The following is a 25,530-nucleotide window of genomic DNA, read 5'->3' on the forward strand; positions in this document are numbered from 1 at the left end:
ATAGTCCGGTTCGGCGCGAGATGTCGCGGATCGAAAGATGGTCTCGGTAGTGCCAGCGTCGGATGACGCTCAATAACTCCATGTCGATCACTCCGATGTCCCCCACACAATCCGTGTGGGAGGAGCTTCAAACATGGGTCAATTCTCGATGGAAAAACCTCCGTCGACTGGGTCACTTCTCAGTGGAAATCAACAAGCTGTCGCTTCATCGATCTCGCCCCGCCCATCGATGCGGGGCACGCCGCCGCCCGAGGAATCCAAGAAGTCTGCTTTTTGTTCGCGCACACCAATACACTCCCGCAGGTTAACCGGCGAGTTGCAGCATTGCGCTGCAGCCGGACGTTAAAACCCACGAAAGTAGGCCACGATCATCTGTGCAGCCGTGCTGCCTCGTGTCGTCCCTGGCTGGCAGTGCGGAACCACGCTCTGGCGTCCGCATTGTGTTGCGCGCTCGCATAATCGCAGGACATACGACAAAGGACAAGCGTCCTAAGCCGGTATCGCCGAGCGGTTAGATGTTGAAGCGACAACGAGCGATACGAAGTCGCGAGACTCCCGGTGCTGACAATGTTCCAAAACGCGACTTCCCAAACCAATCAGGACTCTGCACTGGCAATTGCTCTAAGCCGAGCGATATGGTCCTCGCAGACAGTCTCAGCAATCTTCTGAAGTTCGCGGGTTCGGTCCCCGAGCCAAGCCAAGGCCTCTTCGCTGATCTGGTAATGTTTGGAGTAGCGTGCCTTGACGTAGGCTTCGTTCAGAGTGTTGAACCAGGCGCGGTGCCTTTGTTGATCACGAGGCCACGCGGCAACCAAGCGATTGTCCTGATCTTCGGCAAGAGCCCGCAGGAAATTGAGCTTGTGAGATGGGGGACTGTACCCGGTAAGAGCTAAAAGCACGGTAGCATAAGTTTGCTCGATAGCCTGATGGAGTGAGAATGCGGCTCCATTGCGCCACTCTCCATGTTCGCCGGGCCGCCTCAGCTGAAATGCCCACGTCTCTAGCCACATCCGAGCACCAGGGTACCTCGCGGTGAAGTAGTCTTGTGCAATGCGCAACGTCTGTTCCGAATTGGCAGCCTTGGGCTTTTCTAACGGCTCATGGTCGAGTTCATACAGGATGATACCCTGTCCCCGTATATCGGTAAAAAAGTACTGCTGATTGCGGATTGCGGTGTTCACGAAGCGTCGGCTATGAACGATGAAGCTGGTCGGCGTCTGTATCTGTCGATCACGTACGAGCCGATCCTTCGCTTTATACCAGTATGCAAAATCGGCCAACTTGTTGTTGTTGACTACGACGAGAAGGTCGTAATCGCTGCGGTAGCCCTTCATCGTATGGGGCTCGTCAACCCAATCGCCACGAGCATACGAACCGAAGAGGATGATTTTTAGGATCCTGCCGCTCTTTTTCCAATCCGCACTTGTGTCAGCCAGTGCGTCTTCGAACTCCGCGTGGAGGATTTCTACGACGCGGGCGAGTTCCGCCTGTTTGTTGTCCGGCAAGTGGTCGATGCTGGTTTTCATCAGTGGTTCAGATCAAATTCGACGCAAGATGCCAAGAGGTCCCGGCGATGGGGTGGGTGACACATGCTACCGAATTCCCAGAGGTGTGACCAGCCTGAGTTCGCGATATGTTCCGATTGTCATGGATCGGGTCAGCTCGCTTTTGGTTTGGTGAACGCCTTCTGGTATCCTCACGGGATCGAACCTGTTGTCGAAAGACCGTGCCGTTTGAAACCGATCGTCGCCATATTTTCGCAAGATGCGCAATTTTACCTCCTGCTCAGCCACATCCTTGAGGTCGACGGTTTTGAAACGACTCCGGTCGTTACCATCGATGAAGCGCTGGAACTGGCGCATTCCAGCCTTGTTGGAGCAATCCTACTGGATTGTCGCCCCGGGAGCCGGATCTCCGAGGCCGCGGCGTTGCTGAAGCAAGATCCGGCAACAAGCGATTTGGCAGTCGTGGCCTTGCTTGCCGCAGGGTCTGAAGACCAGCAAGAGGCTCGTTTCCAACCGATGACGCCGCCATCAAGCTCATCTTCCTCGCCTTGCGCAATGTCGGCGTCCACTGGAAGCCCGCCATCGAATGGCGTGCAGCCTACGCTCAGTTCGCTATACTCTTCCCCGAACGCTTGCCGGCCGTGATCCGCTGATGACCTGCCACGGCCGCCCCGCACACAATCAATCTGACACTCCCGCGCCTGACGGGCAAATATCGTCAAGCGGACGGGGATGTCTGCGGCGACGGTCTCGCGAGTGCTCAAATGTGCCGGCCTGTCGCGTCTCAGAGACCTTGAACCGTCGCAAGCTGTTCGACGCGAAGAGCGCGACACACCCAGCAAGATGATCCACATCGACATAAAGAAGGGCGATTCGATCCGGTTGACCGTCGCATTACGGTCGATCGCCACGGCCAGTCCAATAACCGGCGCGTCGGTTGGGAGTTCTTCCACATTTGCGTTGACGACACCTCGTGTCTTGCCTTCTCCCAAATACCAACCGATGAGAGGCAGGAGAGCGCCGAAGCCTTCCTCAATGCTGCGGTCGCATTTTACGTCAGCCTCGGCATCACGTTCCAGTGCGTCATGACCGACAACGGTTCCTGCTACCGCTCGAAGGCTTTCACCGACACCTGCCGTGAACTCGCTCGCAGCCACGTCCGCGCGAAACCCTATACACCGAAGACCAACGTAAAGGCCGAGCGTTCATCCGGACCGCGCTCAGGCAATTGCTGCCGTCGCGTACCCGACCTGAGACCACCGCGCCGCCGAATTGCCCACTTGGCTCCACAGCCAAAATTGGCACAGACCGAATGCCGCCCAAAAGTCTAATACACCATGCGATCGACCCGCACTGGCCGACGACAGCTTATTGAGGCTCCACTTCAAGCCAATTTCAGGACATGATCAACCCGCCGTCCACATTGATCGTTTGTCCAGTTATGTAGGCCGCATCCTTGGAGGCCAAAAAGGCGACCAGCCCAGCAACCTCCTCTGGCGTGCCTGCGCGGCCCATCGGGATGCCGCGCACCCATTCGGCCATCAGCTCTCCTGGACCGTAACTGCCGAGCATGCTGCCCCAGACCCGGTCGTTGTAGTCCCACATATCGGTATGGATAATGCCTGGGCAGATGGCGTTTACGGTAATCTCCTCGCGCGCCAGTTCCTTCGCCAGGCTCTGGCTCAGCCCGACCACGCCGAATTTGGAGGCCGCGTAGTGGGGCGTATAAATGAAGCCCTGCCGTGCCTGACCAGAAGCGGTGTTGATCAGCCTGCCCTTGGTGCCGCTGGCGCGGAAGCGGCGAATCGCCTCCTGACAGCACAGGAATACGCCCTTGGTGTTGACGTCGAGGTTGAAGTCCCACTCCTTCTCCGTGAGATCCTCGACCCTAGCGATGGTGATGACACCGGCATTCTGCACTGACACAGACAGCGGGCCGAGCCTAGCTTCCGCCTCGCCGTAAGCTTCCTTGACCGCCGCCGCGTCGGTGACGTCCAGCACGAGGCCCAGGACCTCGGCGCCCGTATCCCCAGCGAGCGCTTGCGCCGCCTGCGGCGTATCCTTGTCTATCGCGGCGATCGCAACCCTCGCGCCCTCCTCCGCGAAACGTCTCGCGATCCCTCGACCGATGCCCTTGTTCCCGCCCGTCACCAGGACGGTCTGACCGACAAAACGCTGCATCCCGTTCTCCTAATATGGCGCCGGCCCACACCTGACCTTCCGGGTCAATCTGCCAGGCGCGCCGCCGTAAACCTGTCCGTCACCAGCACGTCGATGATGCCCAGCTTGAGAGCGCCACGGATCGCATCGGTCTTGGCCTGCCCGCCGGCCAGCGCGATGACACGATTGGCCTTGCGTAAATCTTCCAGCGTGATGCCAATCACCCGATCGTTGAGCGGCGTCTGGACCGGGTTGCCCTCGCGGTCGTAGAATCTGAAAGAAATCTCGCCGACCGCGCCCGCCTCGTGCAGCAGCGCCATTTCCTGCTTGGAGAACACGTTGCCGGAGCGCGCCAGGAGTTCCGAGGGCTCAACGGCGCCAATGCCGATGATCGCAAGCGTCAGGCGCCCGAAGAGGTCCATGGTGCCGCGCACGACCGGGTCGGCGAGCATCACCAGCTTGGCCTCGCGCGACGAGGTGATGCCCTGGACCAGAAGCAGGCGCGGCTCGCCGCCGGTCAGCTTTGCAAGGCGCGCCGTGAGTTCGGTGGCATGCGTCTGCACAGACGCATCGCCCATGCCGCCGAGTATCTGCACGACATGCCTGGCCTTGGCGTTGCGGAACGGGTGGATGTTGTCCACCATGCGCAGCAAGGTCTGGCTCCAACTGGAAACACCGATCACCTCGCCCTGCTGCAGGGTCACCTCGAGGAAATGTGCCGCAGCCTCGCCGATGCGCGCCATGATGGCCCCGTCGCGGTCCTCGGTGCAGTCGATCACGATTGCTTCGGTCAGTCCGTAGCGGTCGCGCAACGCAGTCTCCAGCTCGGCGAAAGTGCCTGCCGGCGGAATTACCGTCGTGCGAACGATGCTTTCCTCTTCGGCGCGCTTGAGCATGCGCGACACCGTTGCCTGCGACATCCTCATGACTTCGCCGATTTCGGACTGCCGCTTGCCCTCGACATGGTACATCTGAGCTACCCGCGCTATCAGTCGTAACTCGTTGACGCGCCCCATACGCCCTCCAGGAATGAATTTTTATTCATTCTTATCGTGAAGCGAGGGAAGCGTCGAGCGTCGCACCGCATCCTGCCAGACGGCGAGTCTTGCCGCCGCATCGGAGGCGCGGGGCTTGAGTGCGGCTCTCGATCGCGGCATTGCCGAGATGGTTTCAAGGTCGGCCCAAAGGCCGAGCGCCAGTCCAGCGAGGTAGGCGGCGCCGAGGGCCGAAGCCTCCGGCGTGTCGCATTGGATCAGCGGGTGGTCCAGGATATCGGCGACGCACTGCATCAAAAATGTGTTCCGGCTCGGACCTCCGTCGGAATAGAGATTACCAAGCGGCGCGGGCGTCTGCGTGGCGATGGCGCTGAACACGTCGCGGACCTGGAAAGCGATCGAATCGGTCACGGCACGCGCCATCTGGGCGCGCGTCGTGCCGAAGGTAATTCCGCAGAACAGGGCGCGCGCATCGGCTGCCCAATGCGGCGCACCCAACCCGACAAAGGCCGGCACGAAACCCGGTCCGCCCGGCTCAGCCCTTTCGGCAAGCTCCGTCAAGGCCTGGACATCCGGCAGACCGAGCATCTCGGCCATCCACGGCAACGACGCCGCCGATACGAGGATGTTGCCTTCCAGCGCATAGGTCGGAACGCCGCCGATGGACCAGGCGATCGTCGTGGTGATGCCGCCGTCGGGCGCCACGCAGTCCGGCAGCGTGACCATTATCGAAGAACCGGTGCCGAAGGTCACCTTGCCGTCACCCGGGCCGAAAGCACCATGTCCGAAAAGCGCGGCATGACTGTCGCCGATTGCGGAGCAGATCGGCACGCCATCCCTGATCCCCCTGACGCCAAGGGTTGCCCCGAACCGGCTGGCGCTGTCATGAACCTCCGGTAGAGCGGCGATCGGAACCCCAAAGACGGCACAAAGTTCCTCGCTCCAAACCTGCCGCCTGATATCGAAGAGCTGGCTGCGCGCAGCATTGGAGGTGTCGCAGGCGTGGACGGCGCCACCGGTAAAGCAGTGGAGCAGCCACGCATCCACCGTTCCCAGCCGCGGACTGCACCCGGATGGCACGCGATCGAGAAGCCACCGCATCTTTAGCCCCGGAAACATCGGATCGAGAGGCAGCCCGGTCAGCGCCTGAACCCATGGGCCTAGACCCGCCGCCGCAAGCTCTGCGCAGGTCTCCGCCGTTCGACGGCACTGCCAGCTGATGACTGGCCCGAGCGGCTCGCCATTCTCGTCCCACACGGTCACGGACTCGCGCTGGTTCGATAACGCCACGGCCAAGATTTCGGTGCCGGGTGCGGCGTCCAGGCAGGCGGCAATTGCCTCGAGAACCGACTCCCAGATGCGCAGCGGGTTCTGTTCCACCCAGCCAGGCTGCGGGTACTCGATCCCGACGGGGGACGAGCCGCGCGCGACGATCTCGCCACTCGGCGCCACCAGCACGGCCTTCGTGTTGGTCGTGCCCTGATCGATTGCGAGGATGGCGGAGGTCACGGCGGAACCGGCCTAGCTAGTTGCCAGCGATGCGCGCTTGCGCCCGATCAGTGCAACCGCGGCCTCTGCAACCGATGCGGGCGACATGCCGAACTCGTCCAGCAGGAATTCGGCCGAACCCGTGGGCGGGAATATTCCCGGCACGCCGAGAATCTTCATCGGCACCGGCATGTCGGCCACAACCACCTCTGCGATCGCCGACCCGAGTCCGGCAAAAACCGAGTGCTCCTCCGCCGTCAGGATCGCTCCCGTCTCGCGAGCCGCCGCGACCACGGCTTCGACATCGATCGGCCGAACGGTAGCCATGTTGAGGACGCGGGCCTCGATGCCACGTGCGGCGAGCAATCCGGCCGCCTTCATCATGCGGTGCGTCAACGTCCCATTGGCGATCAGGGTGACGGCGTCGCCGTCGCGCAGCATGTCGGCCTTGCCGAGTTCGAAACGGTGCCCGTGCGGCAGCAGATCGGGTACACCCACGCGCGACAGACGCAGGAACACCGGTCCATCGAAACCCGCGGCCCATTCGACCGCCGCAGCAGTCTCGATCGAGTCGCACGGGGCAATGACCGGCAGGTTCGGCAACACCCGCGTCCAGGCGAAATCCTCGATCGAATGATGGGTTGGACCGAGTTCGCCATAAGCCATACCGGACGAAATGCCGATAAGCTTCACATTGGCGTTGGAATAGGCGATGTCGGCCTTGATCTGCTCCAGCGAACGGCCCGTCAGGAAACAGGCGGCTCCACAGACGAATGGCAGGAGCCCCCCATTGGCCAGCCCCGCTCCCACGCCGACAAGGTTCTGTTCGGCGATGCCGACATTAACCAGCCGCTCCGGGAACAACTCCTTGAAACGCCCGAGCTTGGTGGAGCCGACGGAATCGTTGCAGACCGCCACGACCTTGGGGTTTTCCGCTCCAAGCCGCTCAAGCACCGCCACGAAGGCGTCGCGGCAGTCATGCAGCTTCGGCATCGGCGCGGGAGCGTTCATTGCCTAGCCTCCGATAGTTCGGCGACCGCGATGCGGTACTGTTCGGCGCTCGGCACCTTGTGGTGCCAATCGACCCTATCCTGCATGAACGAGATGCCGTGGCCCTTGTTTGTATGGGCGAGGATGCAATGGGGTCGTTCGCCCCGTCGCTCCAGGGCCGGAATGATCTCCTTCATCCGATGTCCATCAATCTCGGTCACATCCCAACCGAATGCCTCCAGCTTGGGCCGGAAGGGCGCCAGGTTGTTGGTGTCTTTCAGCGCCGCTCCTTGCTGGAAGCGATTGTGGTCGATGATCAGGGTGAGGTTGTCGAGCCCGAACTGCGCAGCAGCGGAGATCGCCTCCCAGTTGGATCCTTCTTGCATCTCCCCGTCGCCGGTCAGTACATAGGTGTGATAGAGGGCGCCGGTCAGCTTGGCCGCCTTGGCAATGCCGACTGATACCGGCAGCCCGTGCCCAAGCGGCCCGGTATTGGTCTCTACCCCTGGCACCTTGTTGCAGTTGGGGTGCCCGTTGAGCCGGGAGTGCGGCTTGAGAAATGTGGAAACCTCCTCCTCCGGAAAGAAGCCGCGCTTGGCTAGTGTAACATAGAGCGCCAGCGCGACATGTCCTTTCGACAGAACGAACCGGTCTCGATCGGGGTAGCGCGGCTCTTCGGGCCGTATCCGCAGCACACGGAAATACAGCGCGGTCAAGATATCGATTGCAGACATCTCGCCCCCGATATGCCCCGCGCCCGCCTCGAATACTGCCGTCAGGTCGCGTAGCCGGATTTGGCGAGCGATGCTTTCCAGATCGTCAGTGTGGTCGTTCGGTATCACGTCTTTTCTCAATCGCATATTTATTCATGTCGTCAATTTCTTTCACAAAAGCCTGCGATGTCAAGTGGGGAGCAAGCCATTTAATTTGATCTGACGCCTCTGAACCATAAAAAATCGCCAAAACCCAGATTGACAGCAGCAAACCTCATCCTCTACGAATTAACTGCCAAAGTTGAATAAATATGCTCATGGTGAGCACCGTTGGGAGGACGGCGCGGAATATGCAACAGCAATCGGCAGACTCGGCGGTTTCCGAGCGGCGCAGCCTGCTCTCCGTGCTCAGCGGCGCGACAGGGCCGCTTATCGGCCTCATCCTGCTCTGCCTTTTCCTGACGTTTGCCAGCGACAAATTCCTGTCGATCCGAAATTTCCTGAACGTGCTCGACCAGATCACCGTTCTCGGCATCATAGCGGTCGGCATGACCCTGGTGATCCTCATCGGCGGTATCGACCTGGCGGTCGGCTCCGTGCTCGCCCTTGCAATGATGGTGCTCGGCTATCTCAACATCGAGCTCGGCGTGCCTATGTATCTCGCCATTCCGGTGTCGCTGGTCGCCGCCGGCCTCAACGGCCTTATAGCGGGCCTGCTGATCACGCGTTTCAACGTGCCAGCATTCATAGCCACGCTGGCTATGATGTCGGTGACGCGCGGCCTCGCCAACATGATCACCGACGGGCAGCAGCTCACCGGGTTTCCGGCATGGTTCAACATGGCGGCGATAACGCGCTACGGCGGCTTCGTCACGACCACGGTGGCCGTCATGCTCTTGGTTTTCGCAGCGGCGTATTTCTATCTTCGCTACCGCTATGGCGGCCGTGCCCTCTACGCGATCGGCGGAAATGCGGAAGTAGCCCGCCTCGCGGGCATCAATGTCAAGCGCATGACGGTCATGGTCTACACCGTATGCAGCGTACTCGCCGGTCTCGCGGGCCTGGTCCTGGCGGCTCGCCTCGACTCCGCGCAGCCGTCATTGGGCACGTCCTACGAACTGGATGCAATTGCAGCCGTGGTCATTGGCGGCACCTCGCTGTCGGGTGGGACAGGAGGCATTGGCGGCACCATCATCGGCGTGCTGATCATAGGCATTTTGCGCAATGGGCTAAATCTTCTGTCGGTTTCGCCGTTCGTCCAGCAAGTGGTGATCGGCCTGGTCATCGTCATGGCGGTCACCGCCGAAACCCTTCGAAAACGGAAATGAACGGCAGCCGCGGAGCATTCCCGCCCCGCGGAGAGGAAGGCCGCCAACAGGCGGGAAATAGGGGTCATGGCAAGTGGCCGACGCCCCGGGTTCAACAAGGAGGAGTTGCAGATGAGACTTATCAAGATGCTGATGGCGGCAACGGCCATCGCGGTGTCCGTACCCGCCGCGCTCTCGGCGGCGGAGGTGAAGAAGATCGGCCTGGCGGTGCCCAACCTGCAGGCGGATTTCTTCAACCAGATCAAAATCGGTGTTGAGAACTACGGCAAGGAAAAGGGCATCGAGGTCATTGTTGTAGACGCCAAGAACGACACGGCGACCCAGGTGAGCCAGGTGCAGGATCTGCTGACGCAGGACATCGACGCATTTATCTACATCCCTGCCGGTGCGGCGGCCGCCGCGGTGCCGACGCGCCTGGCGCGCGAGGCCAAGATCCCGGTCATCAACGTCGACCGTTTTCCGGAGGGTGAACCGGGCGACACCTTCATCGCCGGCGAAAGCGTCGAGTCGGCCTATGCCGTCTGCAAGCACATCATCGACAAGGCCGGCGGCAAGGGCAAGATGGTTATCATCCATGGGCAGAAGGGCACGACGCCGGAAGTGGACCGCTTCACCGGCTGCAAGCGCGCTATAGACGAGAATCCCGGTGTTGAACTGGTCGCCCAGCAATGGTCGAACATGTGGTCGGCCGACGAGGGCTTCTCGATCGCGCAGAACATGCTGCAGGCCAATCCCGACATCAAGATCATCTTCGGCCAGGCCGACGGTCTGGCGATGGGTGCGGCCAAGGCCGTGGAAGGCGCCGGCATGGCCGACCAGGTCATCATCGGCGGCTATGACGGCGACATGTCGGCGCTGGAATACCTGTCGAAGTGCAAGGGCCCGTACATCGTCACGGCGACCCAGAGCACGCGCACCATGGGCAAGATGGCTGTGGATTCGGCAATAGCGGTCGCGGCTGGCGAGAAGGTTCCCGAGCGCCAGACGCCGAACGCGGTACTGACCACCTGCGACATGGCGGGTGGGTTCCTCACGAACCATCCCTAAGGCAAGCATGGCACTCGCATGAGCCCAGGCGCTCCGATCCTCTCGCTGCGCGGCATCCGCAAGTCTTATGGACCGACGGAGGTGCTGCATGGGGTGGACTTCGACGTCCACCCCGGCGAGGTCGTGGCTCTGCTCGGCGAAAACGGAGCCGGCAAGTCGACGCTGTCGAACATCATCGCCGGCTCGATCAGCCCCTCGGCGGGCCAGATGACGTGGCTGGGGCGCCCCTACGCCCCGGCCAACCCGCGCGAGGCGCTGGATCTCGGCATTGGCCTGATCCACCAGGAACTCAGGCTGCTGCCGAACCTGACGATCGCTGAGAACGTGCATGTGGGCCGCTACCCGATCAGAAGCGGTCTGGTGGACCGCGCCCGGATGAATCGCGACGCTGCGGAGCAGCTACGGCGGCTCGGCCTGAATCTCCCGGCGACGCGCCGCGTCGCCGGCCTATCGACCGCGAACCAGCAGTTGATCGAGATCGCAAAGGCACTGGCGCGCGACGCCAGGTTGCTGATCCTAGACGAGCCAACGGCGGCTCTCGGGGGAGCGGAAGTCGATCTGCTCTTTGGACAGATCGAAAAGCTCCGTTCCGAGGGCGTCGGGATCATCTACATCTCGCATCGCCTGGAGGAAATTCGTCGCATAACGGACCGCATCGTCGTGATGCGCGACGGCTCGAAGGTGCAGGAATTCGACAAGGGCGATGTGCCGGTGCGCACGATCGTTGAGGCGATGGTCGGCCGCAGCCTGGAGCGCATGTTCCCGGCGATGCCGGAGCCGAAGGACGAAGTTACCCTTTCAGTCGAAGGCCTCACCTCTCCCGAAGGTGATTTCCGCGATGTCAGCTTTACGGTTCGGCGGGGCGAGATTCTCGGAATCGCCGGGCTCGTCGGTGCGGGCCGGACGGAACTGGTGCGGGCAATCACCGGTGCCGACCCGCTTGCCGCAGGCAAGGTCAAACTCGACGGAGCCGACATCACGCTGCGCCATCCATGGGAAGCGATCCGGCACGGCATCGTGCTGGTGCCGGAGGATCGCAAGCAGCAGGGGCTCATCCTCGACCATTCGATCGCCGAGAATATCGGCTACTGCAACCGCGAGGCTGTCAGTTCAGGCATGTTGATCAGCGCGCGGCGCCTGCGGGAATTCGCCGCCGCCAACATCCGCCGCTTCGGCGTTAAGGGTACGGGACGGCAGAATGCAGGCGAGATGTCCGGTGGCAACCAGCAGAAAGTGGTGCTGGCCAAGTGGCTGGCTCGCGACCCGAAAGTGGTCGTACTCGACGAGCCGACGCGCGGCATAGACGTGGGTGCCCGCTCATCCATCTACGAGATCATCCGCGACCTCGCCGCCGAAGGGCGAAGCGTGATCGTCGTGTCATCCGACCTCGAAGAAGTGCTTGGCGTATCGCATCGCATCGTGGTTCTGTCCAAAGGGCGCCAGGCCGGCATCCTCTCGCGGGAAGAAGCAAGCGACGTGAGCGTCATGGAACTTGCGACGAGTTGATAGGGAACCGACGATGGCAGCCATAACCCTGAACGCGCCGAAACTGTTCGATCTTGGCGGCCGCGTGGCGCTCGTCACCGGCGCCGGCAGCGGCATAGGCCAACGCATCGCCATGGGGCTGGCGCAGTGTGGCGCCGACATAGCGCTGGTCGATCGGCGCACGGACGATGGGCTGGCCGCGACGGCCGAATTCATCGCTGGCACGGGACGCCGGAGCCTTCAAGTGGTTGCCGACGTTACCTCGGCTGAGGCTTTGGTTGCAGCGGTCGAGCGTACCGAACGCGAACTCGGCCCTCTCTCGCTCGCCGTCAATGCCGCCGGCATCGCCAATGCGTGTCCGGCGGAGGCTATGGCCGAAAGTCAGTTTCAGACCATGATGGACATAAATCTGAAGGGCGTGTTCCTGTCCTGCCAGGCGGAAGCCCGCGCAATGCTGCGCAATGGCAGGGGTTCGATCGTAAACATCGCATCCATGTCCGGCGTGATTGTCAACCGCGGGCTGATGCAGAGCCACTACAACGCCTCAAAAGCGGCCGTGATCCATATGTCGAAGTCGATGGCGATGGAGTGGGTCGGGCGCGGCGTCCGGGTCAACACGATCAGCCCCGGCTATACAGCGACGCCGATGAATACCCGACCTGAAATGGTGCATCAGACCAAACTGTTCGAGGAGCAGACCCCCATGCAGAGGATGGCAACTGTCGACGAGATGGTCGGCCCTGCCATCTTTCTGCTGTCGGATGCAGCAAGCTTCATGACCGGCGTCGACTTGCTGGTCGATGGCGGTTTTTGCTGCTGGTAGGCTGGCAGTCGGCTTCAACCAAGCCGCCGGGCCGCACGCGATCCTGTGAGATCGCCGAGCGCCGTGTCCCCCGACGCCCATCAATCTTCGCTATCTTCTGCGTAGCAGGTCGACCAGGATCGCGATCAGCACCACGGCGCCGACGATGATGCGCTCCCAATAGCCCGATACGTTCATCAGGACGATCCCGTTCGCAAGGACGGCCATCAACAAGGCGCCGAGCACGGTTCCGACGATGGTGCCCTGGCCGCCTTTCAGGCTTGTCCCGCCTATGATGGCCGCCGTGATGGCGCCCATCAGCCAGCCCTCCCCGACCGAAGGCTGGCCGGAATCCATGCGGCTCGCGTAAAGTATGCCCGCCAGCGCCGCGAATAACCCCGCGAGCCCGAAGACGAGAAACTCCACCCTGGCGGTTCGAATTCCCACGAGTTCGGCGGCCTCTTTGTTGCCGCCGATGGCATAGACGTTGCGGCCGAACCGCGTCCGCGCCAGGACGAAGGTCAGGATTGCTCCGGCCGCCAGGAAAATCACGACGGGCACCGGCACGCCGAGGATGCTTCCCTGGCCGAAGATGCGGAAACTTTCGCCGAGCGGACGGATAGGCACGCCGCGCGTGATCAGCAGCGTCATTCCGGCGAATATCTCCCAGGAGGCGAGCGTCACGATGAACGGGTTCAGCCGCAGAACCGCAACGAAAAAGCCGTTGATCGAACCGAGCAACATCCCGAAGAAGGCTGTCAGCGGCAGGACCAGATAAGGGTTGATGCCGGTCTGCGTAAGCATTAGGGAGCCGACAATGGCGGAGAGGCCCGCGATCGCTCCGACGGAAAGGTCGATGCCGCCGATCAGCAGCACCAGCGTCTGGCCAAGCGCGACAAGGCCGACGAAAGATGCCTGCCGCGCCACGACGCTCAGATTGTACTGCGACAGGAATGCGGGCGCCATAAAGGCCAGAACGAGGCAGAGCACGACAAGCGCGATCAGCACGCCGCTCGCTTCCCACTTCCGGAAACGCGCCAGCCAGTTTGCGCGCTTTGCCAAGCCCGTGCTCGAAACAGAGGTCATTGTCACAACTCATTCCATGGCGATTGCAAGGAGGTCTTCCTGCTTCGTGCCTGCAGCGGGCACGATGCCCTTGCCGACGCCTTCATGCATGACGAGGATACGGTCCGACACATCGATGACCTCCTGGAGTTCGGAGGAGATATAGATGATCGACAGTCCTTCACGGGCCAGCGTGTGAAGCACGGCCTGTATTTCGCCCTTCGCGTTCACGTCGATGCCACGGGTCGGCTCATCGAGAATGAGGATGCGGCTCCGCTTCATCAGCCAGCGGCCGATAATCACCTTCTGCTGGTTGCCGCCGCTCAGGCTGGTGATCGGATCGTCCTGGCTGCCGATCTTGATCTTCAGCCGCAGGACATAGTCCTGCACCTCGCCGACCATTTGCGCGAAGTTGATGCCCAGAAGGCTTCGGAAGCGGTCCAGCACAGCTATGCCCATGTTTTCCCGGATGCTCAGCAGGGCGAAGATGCCTTCCTGCTTGCGCTCCTCCGGAAGGTAGACGAGACCCCTTGCGATCGCATCGGCAGGGTGCGAGATCATCCCGCGCTCGCCAAAAATCTCGACTGAGCCCGCATCGGATCTTGTGACCCCGAACAGGCATTTCCCCAGTTCGGTCCGGCCGGAACCGACCAGTCCTGCAATGCCGAGGACTTCCCCCTTGTGGAGGTCGAAGCTGATGTCGCGGAATTCGTGGTTCCGACCCAGGCCTTCGACACGCAGCACGACTTCCTCGGCGATCGCGGTCAGCGGCCGGTGCGCCGCAGGCAAAACGGGCCGCCCTGCCATGTGGCGGACCATCTCGTCCTTCGACGTGGTTCTAGGATCGAGCTGGGTGATGAACGCTCCATCGCGCAGCACGGTGATGCGCTGCGAAAGCGCCAAAATCTCATCCAGGCGGTGGGAAATGTAGAAGATCGAATTGCCGGCAGCGCTGAAGCGGCGCATGAACCGGAACAGCTTCTCGGTTTCGCGCGATGTCAAGGCGGCCGTAGGTTCGTCGAAGATCAGGATATTCGCGTTGGTCGCAGCGGCCCTGGCGATCTGGACAAGTTGCTGCTCGGCCTTGCTCAATTGGCCGGCGGGCATGGCGGGATCGATCGTGTCGTCGATCTCATGCAAGTGCCGAACGGCCACCGCGTGCGTCGCCCGCCAGTCAATCGCTCCCAACCCGCCCACCTGATGGGCGCCGAGGACTATGTTTTCAGCAACTGTAAGCGCCGGGACGAGATTGATTTCCTGGGGTGCGATGGCGATGCCGGCGGCCTGAGCGTCGCGCGGGGACGCGAAGGCACACTCCCTGCCATCCCTGAAGAGACGGCCGGTGTCCGGGGGGATCTTCCCACAGATCACGCCCATCAGTGTCGACTTGCCGGCACCGTTCTCGCCGATGATTGCGTGAACCTCGCCGCGCTCGATGTCGACCGAGACGTTCGACAGCGCGCGCACCACGCCAAACGTCTTCGATATGCCCTGGGCTTCAAACAGCATGCAAATACCACCGCGCAGCCGCGTGGGGCGGATTGCGTCCGCCCCACGCAGAGATCAATTGCCCAGGAGATCCTTGGTCACGATCTGGGACCCCGTGGCATGAACATGAGGGATCGTATGGTTCTGGTTCTTGGCGACCAGATATTTCACCGCCCAGTAGCCGATTTCCCACTGGCGCTGAGCCTTGACCCCCGCAATCACGCCGTCCTTGATGAACTGCAGCGTCTCCGGCAGGTCGTCCATGCCGACGATCGTGACCTGCCCCGCCTTGCCGGCGTTCTGTATGGCCCGGGCTGCGCCGATCGGGTTGGACGCATTGGCGCCGAAGATGCCTTTCAGGTCCGGGTTCGCCTGCAGCGCGTTCTCGGTGAGGCTCACCGCCTTTTCGAGATCGTCATCGTCCGGCTGCTCGAACACGATCTGGATGTTCGGATGCTTTGCGATCTCTTCCTTAAAGCCCTTCACGCGCGCCGCGTGGTTGGCCGCCGTCAGGCTTCCCGCCAAAATCCCGACCTTACCTTCGTCGCCGATTTTCTCGGCCAGGAACTTTGCGAGGTCGGCGCCGTCCTGAGCATCACCCTTATGCCCCACGAAGTCGAAATCCTCTGAGCAGAAAGTGTCGAAGGTGATGACGTTGACCTCGGCCTTGACCGCCTCGCCGAGCAATTGCACGTTCGTCGAAGGATCGAGGCACGACACAGCGAGCCCATCGGGATGGCGGCCGATATTGGTCTCGATGCGCCTATTGTGATCGGCCACGTCGGCCTGGGGCGGCGAGTCCCAGATGACTTCAACCTCGATGCCCTGCGTTTTGAGTTCTTCGGCGGCCTTCGTGGCGCCGGCGGCCACCACGTCGTACCACGGGTGAACAACCTTTGGAACGAATACGATGGTCTGCTTTTCGACCGGCTTGATCAGGTCGCCTTGGTCGAAAGCGAGGGCACCCCCGCACGACAAGCCGACCGCGGTTGCGGTCACCAACATTTTCAACTTCATACTCTCCTCCTTAACGATCGACGTCCCACGATCGCAGTACGACAATGCCCGACTTCGCCTGCCGTGAGTTGCGCATCTGCATAAATATGCAAGCACGGCGAAACATACGAAATGCAGCTGAATTGTCAATGCACTTCAATGCAAGACCGATGATCGATACCTCAAAGCATATAGGCGTGAATATATATTCAATAGAGATGATTTATGAGATTGGTTATTGCTTTTGCGCTCGCTTTGACGTCGTTGAATCGCGTCAACAGCACATGGGCCTGCCACGCCGTCCAAAGCACGGGCGCAAAACCGCGACCGCCCGCAGAGCCCGACGGTCAGCAAGACTGGAATCGATGGTGGCAGCATGAGGCGATGCACCTTCAGGACGGCGCATCGCCTTTGCCATTGCTATGCCGCCGCGCTGCCCGCCGCTGCGAGATAAGCGATAAGGTCGTGTATGCTGATCAGCGCGATGTCGTGCTTCTTTGCGAACAGGCGCAGTTCAGGCAGCCGGGCCATAGTGCCGTCGTCATTCGCCACCTCGCAGATCACGCCGGACGGGAATTTGCCGGCCAGGCGGGCCAGATCGATGGCCGCTTCCGTATGACCGGGCCGCCCCAGCACACCCTTCGGATGCGCGCGAAGGGGAAATATGTGTCCGGGACGGGCAAAATCTTCCGGCCGAGACTGCGCGGCGACAAGTGCCTTTACCGTCGCCGCCCTATCGGCCGCCGAAATGCCCGTTGTTGTGCCTGGCAAATAGTCCACGGAAACGGTGAAGGCCGTCTTGTGCAGTTCGGTATTGCGTGGAACCATCAGCGGGATGTCAAGCTGATCGAGCCGCTCGCCTTCCATCGCGACACAAATTAGACCCCGCGCATAGCTCATCATGAATGCGATCGTTTTGTCCGTGACCAATTCCGCAGCGACGATGATGTCGCCCTCGTTTTCACGATCCTCGTCGTCGACCACCAACACCATCTCGCCTCGCGCCAGCGCCGCGACCGCATCGTCAATTTTAGAGAGTGCCATTTAGAACCTTTCAAGGGTTGCCGGCTTGCGCCGCCGAACAGCGGCCTGTGCCGCCAAATCGTCCCTTGGGCGAACAAGTTCACGTCGCCCTACGAGCGACATGAACGTTGTCCTCTTCCATCCGGACTTTACCGTCGGCTCCGGCATCGCACCGGATCTGCTGACCTTCCAAGCTGGAAGCGCTCGCGGGCTCCCGGATCGCTCCGGATACCGCCGGTGGGGAATTTCACCCCGCCCTGAGAACAAGCTAAGATAAAATGCTTCGTGGGACAAAAAGCAAGGGGTTGGCTCCAGCACACACGGCGGTGCAGTCAAGCAGGGTGCTGCTGGCCGCGCTTGGCGGCTGACTCACGAGTAACCGGTGTCGGAGATCGAGCAATAAGCCGGTCGGTTCCCGACAGACGCCGGTCGTCATGACGTGTCGGCCCAATCATGGCCGACACCTTTGCATCGCTGGGAGGCAATCGCTGTCAGAAACAGCGTGGGAGCAAAACATAGCTATGGTTTATCGAGGAGTGCGGATGCTCCCGTGCCACATCTCTGACGCACCGTGCGAATCGCCGCGCTACGGGCGGCTTCGGCATTGTCGATTGCCGGGTATGAGTGCCGGCCCATGACCCCGAAGATTTCCTTAAATCGCTCGTCAAGCGTTTCGGCGCGTTCACAGCCGTCGACGGCATCAGCCTCGATGTCAGCGAGGGCGAGCTGCTCGGCCTGCTTGGACCGTCGGGGTGCGGCAAGACGACCACCCTCAACATGATCGCCGGCTTCGAGCATTCGACCGACGGCCAGATCCTGCTCGACAGCACCGACATCGCTGCGACACCAGCCTATCAACGCGGCATGGGCATCGTGTTCCAGAGCTACGCGCTTTTTCCTCATCTTACCGCAGCCGAAAATGTCGCTTTCGGGCTGGACATGCGCAACGTCGCGAAGCCGGAGAACGACAAGCGCGTTGCCTAGGCCCTAGACCTTGTCAGGCTCGCCGCCTTCTCCGATCGCTTCCCACGCCAGCTTTCGGGCGGGCAGCAGCAGCGCGTCGCCCTTGCGTGCGCTCGTCTTCAAGCCTACGCTTCTTCTGCTCGATGAGCCGCTTTCGAACCTCGATGCGAAATTGCGCGAGGAGATGCAGGTCGAATTGCGTGCGATACAGAAGAACGTCGGCATCACGACGATCATGGTCACCCACGATCAGGCCGAAGCACTATCGATCTGCGACCGCATCGCCATTGTGGACAAGGGCAGGATCGTTCAACTCGGCACGCCACGGGCGCTGTACGATCTTCCGGCGACCGACTTCGTCGCCACATTCGTCGGACGCACGAACCGGCTGACGGGTCGTCTTGTCGGCGGTAGCGGCGATGAGCTCACTGCAAGCGTCGATGCGACGGACGCACAGGTCCGCCTGCGGGCACCGGCAGATCCGGTGAGCGGAGACCAGAAAATCCTTCTGCCGGGAAGGCTTCACATATAAAAAAACAGCTGCTGGCGTCGGAGAAAGAACGCAGTGACGTGAAGGCGGCGCGTCGCGAATGGCTGGATCGCCGCCAGCCCTTCATGCGGGCCCAACCGGCACGGCTTGTCTTTATTGATGAAACCAGCGTCAAGACCAACATGACGACTTCAGAAGGTGTTGAGACAGGCACGGCTGATCTTGCTCGCCGGTGGCACCGCGGACGCCACCGCGCAGAACCGGCTCGCAGGAGACGCGACAGCTTCATCAAGGACAGAGCCCGTGCAGCCCGGCTCGCCGAGCAATTGGCCGTCGCGATCTCGTTCCATCATATGCTGACCGAAATGAAGCGGGAGCCGGTTGGGCCATGCCGGGAGGGACTGGGCATCCTCGATGAGATCGAGCTCGTCAGCGACTAGCACTCTGTGGCAATGCTTGGGCACCGGCGTGAAGAGCCCCGTCTCTTCTCATATCCGCCATGTGGTGGTGATACTTCGCTCATGGTTGGCATGACGTCGGCGGCAGCCCTATCCGCGGGTAAGGGCCCGATCTCGGACCGCCACGACATACATGCCGGCGCCAATGACGATGGCGATGCCCACCCATGATACCATGTCCGGAAACTCGCCCCAGATAAACCAGCCGTAAGCGACGCTTAGCACGATGGCTGAATACTCGAACGGCGCAATGGTGCTGGCCCGGGAACTACGATAGGCGTGGCTGAGCAGTGTCAGGCCGACTGCGGCGATGACGCCACATGCGGCCATAAGCAAAAAATCGTCGAGGCTGGGCGTTTTCCAGCCGCGCGTCAAAAAGGCCCAGCTCTTGTGAACGTCGCTTTGATAGTCACCCCCGCCGAAGGCAACGACCATCGCAATGCCGCCGAGGATATACATCCCATTGGCATAAAAGGTCATCACCGACGCACTGGCTTCCTCGCCAAGTTTGCGCGCCAGTACCTGCGCCATGCCGTAGGTGAGCGCTGAAAAGATTGGCAGCAACGCGGCAACCTCGAAGACCTCCGTGCCGGGCCTGAGGATGATCAGAACGCCGACAAAGCCCATCAGCACTGCTGCCCAGCGCCGCAGCCCAACTTGCTCGCGCAGGAACAAGGCCGACATCACTGTGATGAACAGCGGCGCCGCGAAATAGAGCCCGATGCAGGTGGCGAGCGGCAGGGCCGCCAGCGCGAGATAATAGACGGTGTAGGAGAAGAACATGATGACCCCGCGGACCAGCAGCAACCGCCAGTGTCTTGACCTGAGCGTCGCACCGCGACGGTTGACGGCGACCATCACCCAGAGGATCGGCAGCGCGACCAGGCTGCGGATCGTAATCGCTTCGTACACGGGATAGACGCCGCTGATCAGCTTGATGATCACGTCCTGCACGGAAAACACGGCGATGCCGGCAACCAGCGAAAGGACGCCGGCAAGGTCATTGTCGCGATTGTGAATGGCGGGAGAGAGAGTGGCCAAGGAAATCCAATGGTCGGAGGAACGGTGGGTTTCTAGCAGCAGCGCCCTAAACCGTGATGGGGCAGTACGTAAATGGAAAGAGGCCACAGAGGAGGTTCGCCTTGGAAGACGCCGCTGAATACGCAAACATCGACCCTGGCCCGCGCCCGGCTGCGAGAGCCTGCAATCCGGCGCCACATCGAACTCCTAGCCGTTCACATGATGTGACCAGTCGATTGATCTACCCCGACGCATGCATAAGCCATGAGAAAGTTCTCTCTGCCGCATGCAGATCGCGCCAAGGCTGCCAGTCCGCGCGATCCACAGAACGGCTTCCATCGAGCAGCAGCGGACGTTGCCGCACATGGTCGGGCCAGACGATGCGGCTCGATCTTCGCCCACTGGGTGTTGGCTATTACGAATCGATCCCGTCAAAGCCCGCAACACACCCAAGCTTTTGCATGAGGCCCGGCAGGCGTTGCTCAGATTACAACGAAATCGGCGGCAACTAACGCGGCACCTGCAAAGACCTCGGCGAAGCGAATGGGCGCATAGGTTGCTCCCGATCCATCTCGATCATAGAGCAGCCAAGGTCGGCGTCATAGAGGATGCGGTCGTTGCTATCGACATTGCCGGTCGTGATGATCCGAAACGCGGAAGATGCCAAGGGTCCGGTCGCAGTCAGCGTGGTGAAGATCGCATTGTCCAAGCAGATCTTATCGATACCGTTCTCGAAATAAACGCGGTCGACATTGGTAGACGCATTCAGTGCGCTGTCGAAAACGTATTTGTCAGCTCCCGCCCCGCCAACGAGATCGTCATTGCCACCTCGCCCGCGCAGAATGTCATCGCCGATGCCGGACTTGATAATATTGGACCCTGAGGTTCCGGCCAGTCGATCAGCGTATTTGCTGCCAATCAGCCATTCGACCGAATTGTAGGTTTCGCCGACCGCGTCTCCGGTGTTGCCAGCGGGATTAACCAGATCGACGGTGACGCCAGCAGCTGCGGTTGCGTAAGACGCGGCATCCGTCCAGGTCCCACCGCTGAGATAGTCTCCTCCCTTGCCGCCGATCATCGTGTCATTTCCGCCTTTTCCGTCGAGAGAGTTCTTGCCGGCATTGCCGGTAATTGACTGATCAAAATCATTGCCAATGATGCTAAGCGTCGCCGTGCTGCCATATGACGTGGTCGCCATCGTCTCGACCTCGGCTGCGGCACCGAGCGTGTAGCTGGAGACCCGCATTGACCCTGCTGGTAGGGATGGAATTGTGATTCACTGCTTGTGTCGTGATTTGGAGACGGGACGATGGAGCAGCGGTCGCTATTGGGGCTTTCGGAACATCTCGACCGGCTGAGCAAGAATGGTGATCCGCTCGAGGTTCTGGAGGCGACGGTCAACTTTGAGTATTTCCGTGACTGGCTGGTCGAAGGACTTGGCTATGGCGAGGGTGGCAAGGGTGGTCGCCCGCCGCTCGATCCGGTGTTGATGTTCAAGGCGCTGATTTTGCAGGCGCAGCACAATCTGAGCGATGCCAGGATGGAGTTCATGATCCGGGACCGGTTGTCCTGGATGCGGTTTCCCGGCTTCGATCTTGGCGGCCCGACGCCGGACGAGAACACGATCCGGCTGTTTCGCAACAAACTGACCGAGACCGACACGTTGAAGCGGGTGATGAAAGCCTTCGACTGGCAATTGCACAAGAAGGGCTACATCCCGATGTCGGGTCAGATCGTCGATGCCTCGCTGGTTCCGGCGCCGAAGCAGCGCAACACCGAAAGCGAGAAGGCGGCGATCAAGGCCGGCAAGAGCGCCAGGGAAATCTGGCCGGACGAACCCGCGAAGGCGGCCCAGAAGGATACCGACGCACGCTGGACGCTGAAGATCGGCGGCAAGATCCGCTACCGGCAGGACGGGACGCCTCTGCCGCAGATCGCCTTGCCGGTCTTCGGCTACAAATCCCATATCGTCATAGACCGACGTTTCGGCTTCATCCGGGAGAGCGCTGTCACTTCGGCGGCACATGCCGACGGTCGCATGCTGTCGAAACTGGTGACGACGCAGAATACCTCGTCCGAGGTTTGGGCCGACAGCGCCTACCGATCGCAAAAGAATGAGAAATGGCTGTCATCGAAAGGATTGGTCAGCCGCATTCATCGTCGCAAGCCGGCCGGACACGCCATGCCGCAGCCTATGGCGCGCGCCAATGCCGCGAAGTCGTCGGTCCGTGCGGCGGTGGAGCATGTGTTCGCACACCAGAAGAACCGGTTCGGCCTGTTCATTCGCACCATCGGCATCGCCCGAGCCGAGGCGAAGATGCTGCTCGCCAACATCGCCTACAACTTCGATAGGCTGATCTTCCATGAGCGGGCCAAAGCCGCGGGATGACTCTGTCCGCAATCGCGGAACCGGCTCAAATCGACCTGACCTGGCGGCGAGCCCACAGCCAAAAGGCCGCCAAATCAGCCCAAATACCCGCCTTGCAATATTCTCAGCGCCAATCCGCCAAACCAAACCGGGTTAATGCGGGTCTCCAGCTGATCCGACTTGCTGGGATCGTGCCCGCTCGGCGCGACCGGCTCGTTGACGAAAGCCGTCACCATCAATTTGTAGGTAGATCCGCCCGGGAGGTCGGAGCGCACAGCGTCGCAGTGACAAGCTTGAAGAAAACGAATGCACGATGGCCGCCCAGGAGCGGAGGCCATCGGGTAATCGAGCGAAATAACGCAGTGCCCAAGCGGAGGGAGGACTACCCGCGCTTGACTGCCTTTCTCGGCTTCGGCTCAGGGGCCGGCGCTGGAGCGGCCGCCCGCCCCAGACCGGATGTCTTTGCAAGCGCGGACCGTCGGGCGGCGTACGCGGGAGCCACCATCGGGTAGTCGTTGGGCAGGTCCCATTTCGCGCGGTACTGATCAGGCGTCAGATTGTAACTCGTGGCGAGATGCCGCTTCAACGACTTGAACTTGCGCCCGTCCTCCAGGCTGATGATGAAGTCTGGCGTTATCGACTTCTTGATCGAAACGGCAGGGACGAGTTGTGCAGGTTCAGGTTCACTCGCCTTTCCCAATCCCAGAATGGACGAATGTACGCGCTCGATCACTCCCGGTAGGTCGCCTATTGGAACGGGATTGTTGCCAACATAGGCGGAGACAATATCCGCAGTGAGCTGAATCAGTTCGTCGTCATGCATTCTCTACAATCCAAAAGCTTCGAGAAGACTTGATTGACAGCGTTTTATCTAGAATGCAACCCGAGTTTGGCAAGATCATGATCCATACGATGCGCCGCTACCAACTGGCCCCCTGTGCTATGTGCAGCTGAGATCTCCTAAGCCCAACGTCGATTTACCGCCAGGGCGACTATCGGAGGCGAGGCAATTTTGAGGCGCCTCAAGAATTTGCAACCAGTTGCAGCGGGTCGACGCTGACCTGCCCCGGAGTTTTCATCCAGCGGCAATTAGAGCCTCGCCGGGTTTTACGCCGTATGGCGCGAGGTGAGCAACGGGCGATCGGTGGAGCTGGTCGGGGTTGCGCAGCCGATCGCCCGTTGCGGTGAGATTGGCGGCATGAGTCGCGGGCGTGATGTAACCGAGCGCCGATCGTCGTGGCTACCCGCCAGGGATAGGCGCGGCTGCCGGCTCCGCTCGCAAGGCCAGTCTCGCGCTCGCCCGCGAACTCCTGGATGTCGCCGCGGCGCCCGACCCCCGCTACTCCGACGAACCAGACGACTACCACCCGCCATGCCGCTGCTGTGGCGGACGCATGATCATCATCGAGACGTTCGAGCGCTGGAGGCAGCCGCGTGGACCGCCGCACACCACCGCCACGAACCGGGAGACGGACGCATGACCCGGCATGGCATGGTCGAACCATCAGCTGCAGGCGCCCAGTCGCCGGCAACGGACCCACGCGCGTCCACCGTCAATATCGCTGCCGACAGGGTCGCAACGAGCCTCGTGCGCGATCGGCTGGACCGCGCGGAGGCAAAACGAAGCCGCCTCTTCGCATCCATCCCAACCCATCCCGGCGGCGGTCGCACCATCGCCGACATCAGCCACAGATCGAAATCCCCATAGCCATCGACTGTGGCCCGCGGGTTCCTGCATGAGAGGCTTTCGTACGCCTGCCGGCACCCGAAACCCTTCACCATTTCGGACGCTAGATTCCAACTAGCCGATTCCTGATAGCGGACATTGTTGTAGATATAAGATGCCGCGACATGTTCTTGCGTGTCGCGTCCGGGGCGGGGCGCCCTCAAGATTCCGCGACCCCACCGCACTCCAATGCAGCTGGGAATCCGCGCCGAGTTTGTTCCAGCACAAACTCCACTGCTACAGCAGTACTACAACTCTGCCATCGACAACGATGGATCGAGGAGAACCAAGATGTTCACGCGTCGCCAGGCACTCATGAGTGTGGCGGCCGCCGCCACGCTGGCCGCGATGCCTCCCATGGCTGCTCACGCAACAGAGGCCGAGGTCGCAACGCTGCCGCGCGAGAAGGTTGCCCTGGTCGCGCCGCCGTTCGTGCATGCTCACGACCTGGTGGCGAAGGGTGGACCCAAGGTGGTCGAGTTCACGATGGCAATCGTGGAGAAGCCCGTCGTGATCGACGACGAAGGGACGATCCTCCAGGGCATGACGTTCAACGGCTCGATCCCCGGCCCGATGATGGTCGTCCATGAAGGCGACTATGTCGAGCTGACGCTGATCAACCCGGGCAGCAACTCGATGCCGCACAACATCGACTTCCATGCCGCCACGGGCGGTCTCGGCGGCGGTGCGTTGACGCTCATCAACCCCGGCGAACAGGTCAAGCTACGCTTCAAGGCGACCCGTACCGGAACCTTCGTCTACCACTGCGCCCCCGAGGGCGCGATGATCCCCTGGCACGTCGTCTCGGGCATGAGCGGGACGATCATGATCCTCCCGAGAGACGGCCTGAAGAACGAGAAGGGCGAGCCGCTCAGCTATGACAAGATGTTCTACATCGGCGAGAACGACTTCTACGTGCCGCGCGACCAGGACGGCAACTTCAAGACCTACGAGAGCCATGGCGACAGCTATGCCGACACGCTCCAGGTCATGAAGGGTCTCATCCCTAGCCACGTGGTCTTCAACGGCGCTAAGGGTTCGCTCACCGGCGACAAGGCGATGAAGGCAAGGGTCGGCGAGACGGTGCTGATCGTCCATTCGCAGGCCAACCGCGATAGCCGGCCCCACCTGATCGGCGGACACGGCGACTATGTCTGGGAAGAAGGCAAGTTCGCCAACCCGCCAGCCAAGGACCTCGAGACCTGGTTCATCCGCGGCGGATCGGCAGGAGCAGCGCTCTACACCTTCCTCCAACCGGGCGTCTACGCCTACGTCAACCACAACTTGATCGAGGCGGTTGAACTCGGCGCGACCGCGCACTTCCTGGTCGACGGCGACTGGAACGACGACTTGATGAAGCAGGTCGAGGCGCCTGGGCCGATACCGAGCCTCTGACACCGCATGGCGCGGCCCGGCAAGT

At 61.3% G+C, this 25,530-nt stretch carries 22 protein-coding genes, 4 pseudogenes and 1 riboswitch; of the genes and pseudogenes, 12 read left to right on the forward strand and 14 right to left on the reverse strand.

Features of this window, described 5'->3' with window-relative positions:
* Positions 1 to 596: 596 nt before the first annotated feature.
* Positions 597 to 1,526: a nucleotidyltransferase and HEPN domain-containing protein gene (locus tag ABMA59_RS34600; RefSeq protein ID WP_349009903.1), complete on the reverse strand. Its 930-nt coding sequence runs from the start codon at positions 1,524 to 1,526 to the stop codon at positions 597 to 599.
* Positions 1,527 to 1,733: 207 nt separating this feature from the next.
* On the opposite strand from ABMA59_RS34600, the gene ABMA59_RS34605 reads away from it, so the two are divergent.
* Positions 1,734 to 2,150, forward strand: a complete 417-nt coding sequence (locus tag ABMA59_RS34605; protein WP_349009904.1) for a response regulator — start codon at positions 1,734 to 1,736, stop codon at positions 2,148 to 2,150.
* Positions 2,151 to 2,234: 84 nt separating this feature from the next.
* Positions 2,235 to 2,888, forward strand: a pseudogene (locus ABMA59_RS34610) (transposase family protein); the annotation flags it as partial.
* Positions 2,889 to 2,900: 12 nt separating this feature from the next.
* On the opposite strand, the gene ABMA59_RS34615 reads toward ABMA59_RS34610, so the two are convergent.
* The 5 genes from ABMA59_RS34615 to ABMA59_RS34635 are packed head-to-tail and all read right to left on the reverse strand — an operon-like array spanning position 2,901 to position 7,998.
* A complete protein-coding gene (locus ABMA59_RS34615; protein ID WP_349009905.1) occupies positions 2,901 to 3,686 on the reverse strand; it encodes an SDR family oxidoreductase in 786 nt (261 codons plus the stop codon).
* Positions 3,687 to 3,730: 44 nt separating this feature from the next.
* Positions 3,731 to 4,681 carry a sugar-binding transcriptional regulator gene (locus ABMA59_RS34620; protein WP_349009906.1) on the reverse strand — a complete coding sequence of 317 codons (951 nt, stop codon included), beginning with the start codon at positions 4,679 to 4,681 and terminating at the stop codon, positions 3,731 to 3,733.
* Between the two features lie 21 nt (positions 4,682 to 4,702).
* Positions 4,703 to 6,169: an FGGY family carbohydrate kinase gene (locus ABMA59_RS34625; RefSeq protein WP_349009907.1), complete on the reverse strand. Its 1,467-nt coding sequence runs from the start codon at positions 6,167 to 6,169 to the stop codon at positions 4,703 to 4,705.
* A gap of 12 nt (positions 6,170 to 6,181) precedes the next feature.
* Complete coding sequence (locus tag ABMA59_RS34630; RefSeq protein WP_349009908.1) at positions 6,182 to 7,159, reverse strand: transketolase family protein; 978 nt, start codon at positions 7,157 to 7,159, stop codon at positions 6,182 to 6,184.
* Positions 7,156 to 7,998 (reverse strand): transketolase, encoded by an 843-nt coding sequence (locus ABMA59_RS34635; protein WP_349009909.1) that lies wholly within the window; start codon positions 7,996 to 7,998, stop codon positions 7,156 to 7,158. Before ABMA59_RS34635 ends, ABMA59_RS34630 begins: the two co-directional genes overlap by 4 nt.
* 203 nt (positions 7,999 to 8,201) lie before the next feature.
* On the opposite strand from ABMA59_RS34635, the gene ABMA59_RS34640 reads away from it, so the two are divergent.
* The 4 genes from ABMA59_RS34640 (at position 8,202) to ABMA59_RS34655 (ending at position 12,534) form a co-directional block, all read left to right on the forward strand.
* A complete protein-coding gene (locus tag ABMA59_RS34640; protein WP_349009910.1) occupies positions 8,202 to 9,179 on the forward strand; it encodes an ABC transporter permease in 978 nt (325 codons plus the stop codon).
* A 111-nt stretch (positions 9,180 to 9,290) separates the two neighbouring features.
* A complete protein-coding gene (locus ABMA59_RS34645) occupies positions 9,291 to 10,226 on the forward strand; it encodes a substrate-binding domain-containing protein (RefSeq protein WP_349009911.1) in 936 nt (311 codons plus the stop codon).
* An 18-nt stretch (positions 10,227 to 10,244) separates the two neighbouring features.
* Positions 10,245 to 11,732 (forward strand): sugar ABC transporter ATP-binding protein, encoded by a 1,488-nt coding sequence (locus tag ABMA59_RS34650; RefSeq protein WP_349009912.1) that lies wholly within the window; start codon positions 10,245 to 10,247, stop codon positions 11,730 to 11,732.
* A 13-nt stretch (positions 11,733 to 11,745) separates the two neighbouring features.
* A complete protein-coding gene (locus ABMA59_RS34655; protein ID WP_349009913.1) occupies positions 11,746 to 12,534 on the forward strand; it encodes an SDR family oxidoreductase in 789 nt (262 codons plus the stop codon).
* 90 nt (positions 12,535 to 12,624) lie between these two features.
* On the opposite strand, the gene ABMA59_RS34660 is transcribed toward ABMA59_RS34655, so the two are convergent.
* The 4 genes from ABMA59_RS34660 to ribB all read right to left on the reverse strand — a co-directional run bounded on the left by ABMA59_RS34660 (position 12,625) and on the right by ribB (position 17,106).
* Positions 12,625 to 13,575, reverse strand: coding sequence for an ABC transporter permease (locus ABMA59_RS34660; protein ID WP_349009914.1), 951 nt, complete (start codon positions 13,573 to 13,575; stop codon positions 12,625 to 12,627).
* 33 nt (positions 13,576 to 13,608) lie between these two features.
* Positions 13,609 to 15,087, reverse strand: coding sequence for a sugar ABC transporter ATP-binding protein (locus tag ABMA59_RS34665; RefSeq protein ID WP_349009915.1), 1,479 nt, complete (start codon positions 15,085 to 15,087; stop codon positions 13,609 to 13,611).
* A gap of 54 nt (positions 15,088 to 15,141) precedes the next feature.
* Entirely contained in the window at positions 15,142 to 16,083 is a 942-nt protein-coding gene (locus tag ABMA59_RS34670; RefSeq protein WP_349009916.1) for a substrate-binding domain-containing protein, read from the reverse strand.
* Positions 16,084 to 16,482: 399 nt separating this feature from the next.
* Positions 16,483 to 17,106: a 3,4-dihydroxy-2-butanone-4-phosphate synthase gene (ribB, locus tag ABMA59_RS34675; RefSeq protein WP_349009917.1), complete on the reverse strand. Its 624-nt coding sequence runs from the start codon at positions 17,104 to 17,106 to the stop codon at positions 16,483 to 16,485.
* A gap of 105 nt (positions 17,107 to 17,211) precedes the next feature.
* Positions 17,212 to 17,354: riboswitch (FMN riboswitch) on the reverse strand.
* 355 nt (positions 17,355 to 17,709) lie between these two features.
* Between ribB and ABMA59_RS34680 the strand changes: the two genes are divergently transcribed.
* From ABMA59_RS34680 to ABMA59_RS34690, 3 genes and pseudogenes are all read left to right on the forward strand, one after another.
* Positions 17,710 to 18,069 carry an ABC transporter ATP-binding protein gene (locus ABMA59_RS34680; protein WP_349009918.1) on the forward strand — a complete coding sequence of 120 codons (360 nt, stop codon included), beginning with the start codon at positions 17,710 to 17,712 and terminating at the stop codon, positions 18,067 to 18,069.
* Between the two features lie 151 nt (positions 18,070 to 18,220).
* Entirely contained in the window at positions 18,221 to 18,580 is a 360-nt protein-coding gene (locus ABMA59_RS34685; RefSeq protein WP_349009919.1) for an ATP-binding cassette domain-containing protein, read from the forward strand.
* A pseudogene (locus ABMA59_RS34690) lies at positions 18,571 to 18,738 on the forward strand (IS630 family transposase); the annotation flags it as partial. The gene ABMA59_RS34685 and the pseudogene ABMA59_RS34690, both read left to right, overlap by 10 nt.
* A 348-nt stretch (positions 18,739 to 19,086) precedes the next feature.
* Here the strand turns inward: ABMA59_RS34690 and ABMA59_RS34695 are convergent.
* Together ABMA59_RS34695 and ABMA59_RS34700 are read right to left on the reverse strand one after the other, a co-directional pair.
* On the reverse strand, positions 19,087 to 20,124 hold the full coding sequence (locus ABMA59_RS34695) for a DMT family transporter (RefSeq protein ID WP_349009920.1): 1,038 nt from the start codon (positions 20,122 to 20,124) through the stop codon (positions 19,087 to 19,089).
* A 400-nt stretch (positions 20,125 to 20,524) separates the two neighbouring features.
* Positions 20,525 to 21,262, reverse strand: coding sequence for a calcium-binding protein (locus ABMA59_RS34700; RefSeq protein WP_349009921.1), 738 nt, complete (start codon positions 21,260 to 21,262; stop codon positions 20,525 to 20,527).
* 63 nt (positions 21,263 to 21,325) lie between these two features.
* Between ABMA59_RS34700 and ABMA59_RS34705 the strand changes: the two genes are divergently transcribed.
* Complete coding sequence (locus ABMA59_RS34705) at positions 21,326 to 22,405, forward strand: transposase (RefSeq protein ID WP_349009922.1); 1,080 nt, start codon at positions 21,326 to 21,328, stop codon at positions 22,403 to 22,405.
* A 361-nt stretch (positions 22,406 to 22,766) separates the two neighbouring features.
* Here the strand turns inward: ABMA59_RS34705 and ABMA59_RS34710 are convergent, their stop codons facing one another.
* Both ABMA59_RS34710 and ABMA59_RS34715 read right to left on the reverse strand, forming a co-directional pair.
* Complete coding sequence (locus ABMA59_RS34710) at positions 22,767 to 23,207, reverse strand: Ros/MucR family transcriptional regulator (RefSeq protein ID WP_349009923.1); 441 nt, start codon at positions 23,205 to 23,207, stop codon at positions 22,767 to 22,769.
* A gap of 252 nt (positions 23,208 to 23,459) precedes the next feature.
* Positions 23,460 to 23,615: pseudogene (locus ABMA59_RS34715) on the reverse strand (IS3 family transposase); the annotation flags it as partial.
* 25 nt (positions 23,616 to 23,640) lie between these two features.
* On the opposite strand from ABMA59_RS34715, the pseudogene ABMA59_RS37465 reads away from it, so the two are divergent.
* Positions 23,641 to 23,865, forward strand: a pseudogene (locus tag ABMA59_RS37465) (IS91 family transposase); the annotation flags it as partial.
* A gap of 536 nt (positions 23,866 to 24,401) precedes the next feature.
* On the forward strand, positions 24,402 to 25,505 hold the full coding sequence (gene nirK, locus ABMA59_RS34720) for a copper-containing nitrite reductase (RefSeq protein WP_349009924.1): 1,104 nt from the start codon (positions 24,402 to 24,404) through the stop codon (positions 25,503 to 25,505).
* The last annotated feature ends 25 nt before the right edge of the window (positions 25,506 to 25,530 follow it).

The sequence above is a fragment of the Mesorhizobium yinganensis genome (assembly GCF_040081985.1).
Taxonomy (GTDB): domain Bacteria; phylum Pseudomonadota; class Alphaproteobacteria; order Rhizobiales; family Rhizobiaceae; genus Kumtagia; species Kumtagia yinganensis.

What these genes read in the sequence shown, in the direction of transcription:
- ABMA59_RS34600 (WP_349009903.1), bottom strand. Translation starts at nt 1,526, where the DNA reads ATGAAAACCAGCATCGACCACTTGCCGGACAACAAACAGGCGGAACTC.
- ABMA59_RS34615 (WP_349009905.1), bottom strand. Translation starts at nt 3,686, where the DNA reads ATGCAGCGTTTTGTCGGTCAGACCGTCCTGGTGACGGGCGGGAACAAG.
- ABMA59_RS34620 (WP_349009906.1), bottom strand. Translation starts at nt 4,681, where the DNA reads ATGGGGCGCGTCAACGAGTTACGACTGATAGCGCGGGTAGCTCAGATG.
- ABMA59_RS34630 (WP_349009908.1), bottom strand. Translation starts at nt 7,159, where the DNA reads ATGAACGCTCCCGCGCCGATGCCGAAGCTGCATGACTGCCGCGACGCC.
- ABMA59_RS34635 (WP_349009909.1), bottom strand. Translation starts at nt 7,998, where the DNA reads ATGCGATTGAGAAAAGACGTGATACCGAACGACCACACTGACGATCTG.
- ABMA59_RS34640 (WP_349009910.1), top strand. Translation starts at nt 8,202, where the DNA reads ATGCAACAGCAATCGGCAGACTCGGCGGTTTCCGAGCGGCGCAGCCTG.
- ABMA59_RS34645 (WP_349009911.1), top strand. Translation starts at nt 9,291, where the DNA reads ATGAGACTTATCAAGATGCTGATGGCGGCAACGGCCATCGCGGTGTCC.
- ABMA59_RS34650 (WP_349009912.1), top strand. Translation starts at nt 10,245, where the DNA reads ATGAGCCCAGGCGCTCCGATCCTCTCGCTGCGCGGCATCCGCAAGTCT.
- ABMA59_RS34655 (WP_349009913.1), top strand. Translation starts at nt 11,746, where the DNA reads ATGGCAGCCATAACCCTGAACGCGCCGAAACTGTTCGATCTTGGCGGC.
- ABMA59_RS34665 (WP_349009915.1), bottom strand. Translation starts at nt 15,087, where the DNA reads ATGCTGTTTGAAGCCCAGGGCATATCGAAGACGTTTGGCGTGGTGCGC.
- ABMA59_RS34670 (WP_349009916.1), bottom strand. Translation starts at nt 16,083, where the DNA reads ATGAAGTTGAAAATGTTGGTGACCGCAACCGCGGTCGGCTTGTCGTGC.
- ribB (WP_349009917.1), bottom strand. Translation starts at nt 17,106, where the DNA reads ATGGCACTCTCTAAAATTGACGATGCGGTCGCGGCGCTGGCGCGAGGC.
- ABMA59_RS34700 (WP_349009921.1), bottom strand. Translation starts at nt 21,262, where the DNA reads ATGCGGGTCTCCAGCTACACGCTCGGTGCCGCAGCCGAGGTCGAGACG.
- ABMA59_RS34705 (WP_349009922.1), top strand. Translation starts at nt 21,326, where the DNA reads ATGGAGCAGCGGTCGCTATTGGGGCTTTCGGAACATCTCGACCGGCTG.
- ABMA59_RS34710 (WP_349009923.1), bottom strand. Translation starts at nt 23,207, where the DNA reads ATGCATGACGACGAACTGATTCAGCTCACTGCGGATATTGTCTCCGCC.
- nirK (WP_349009924.1), top strand. Translation starts at nt 24,402, where the DNA reads ATGTTCACGCGTCGCCAGGCACTCATGAGTGTGGCGGCCGCCGCCACG.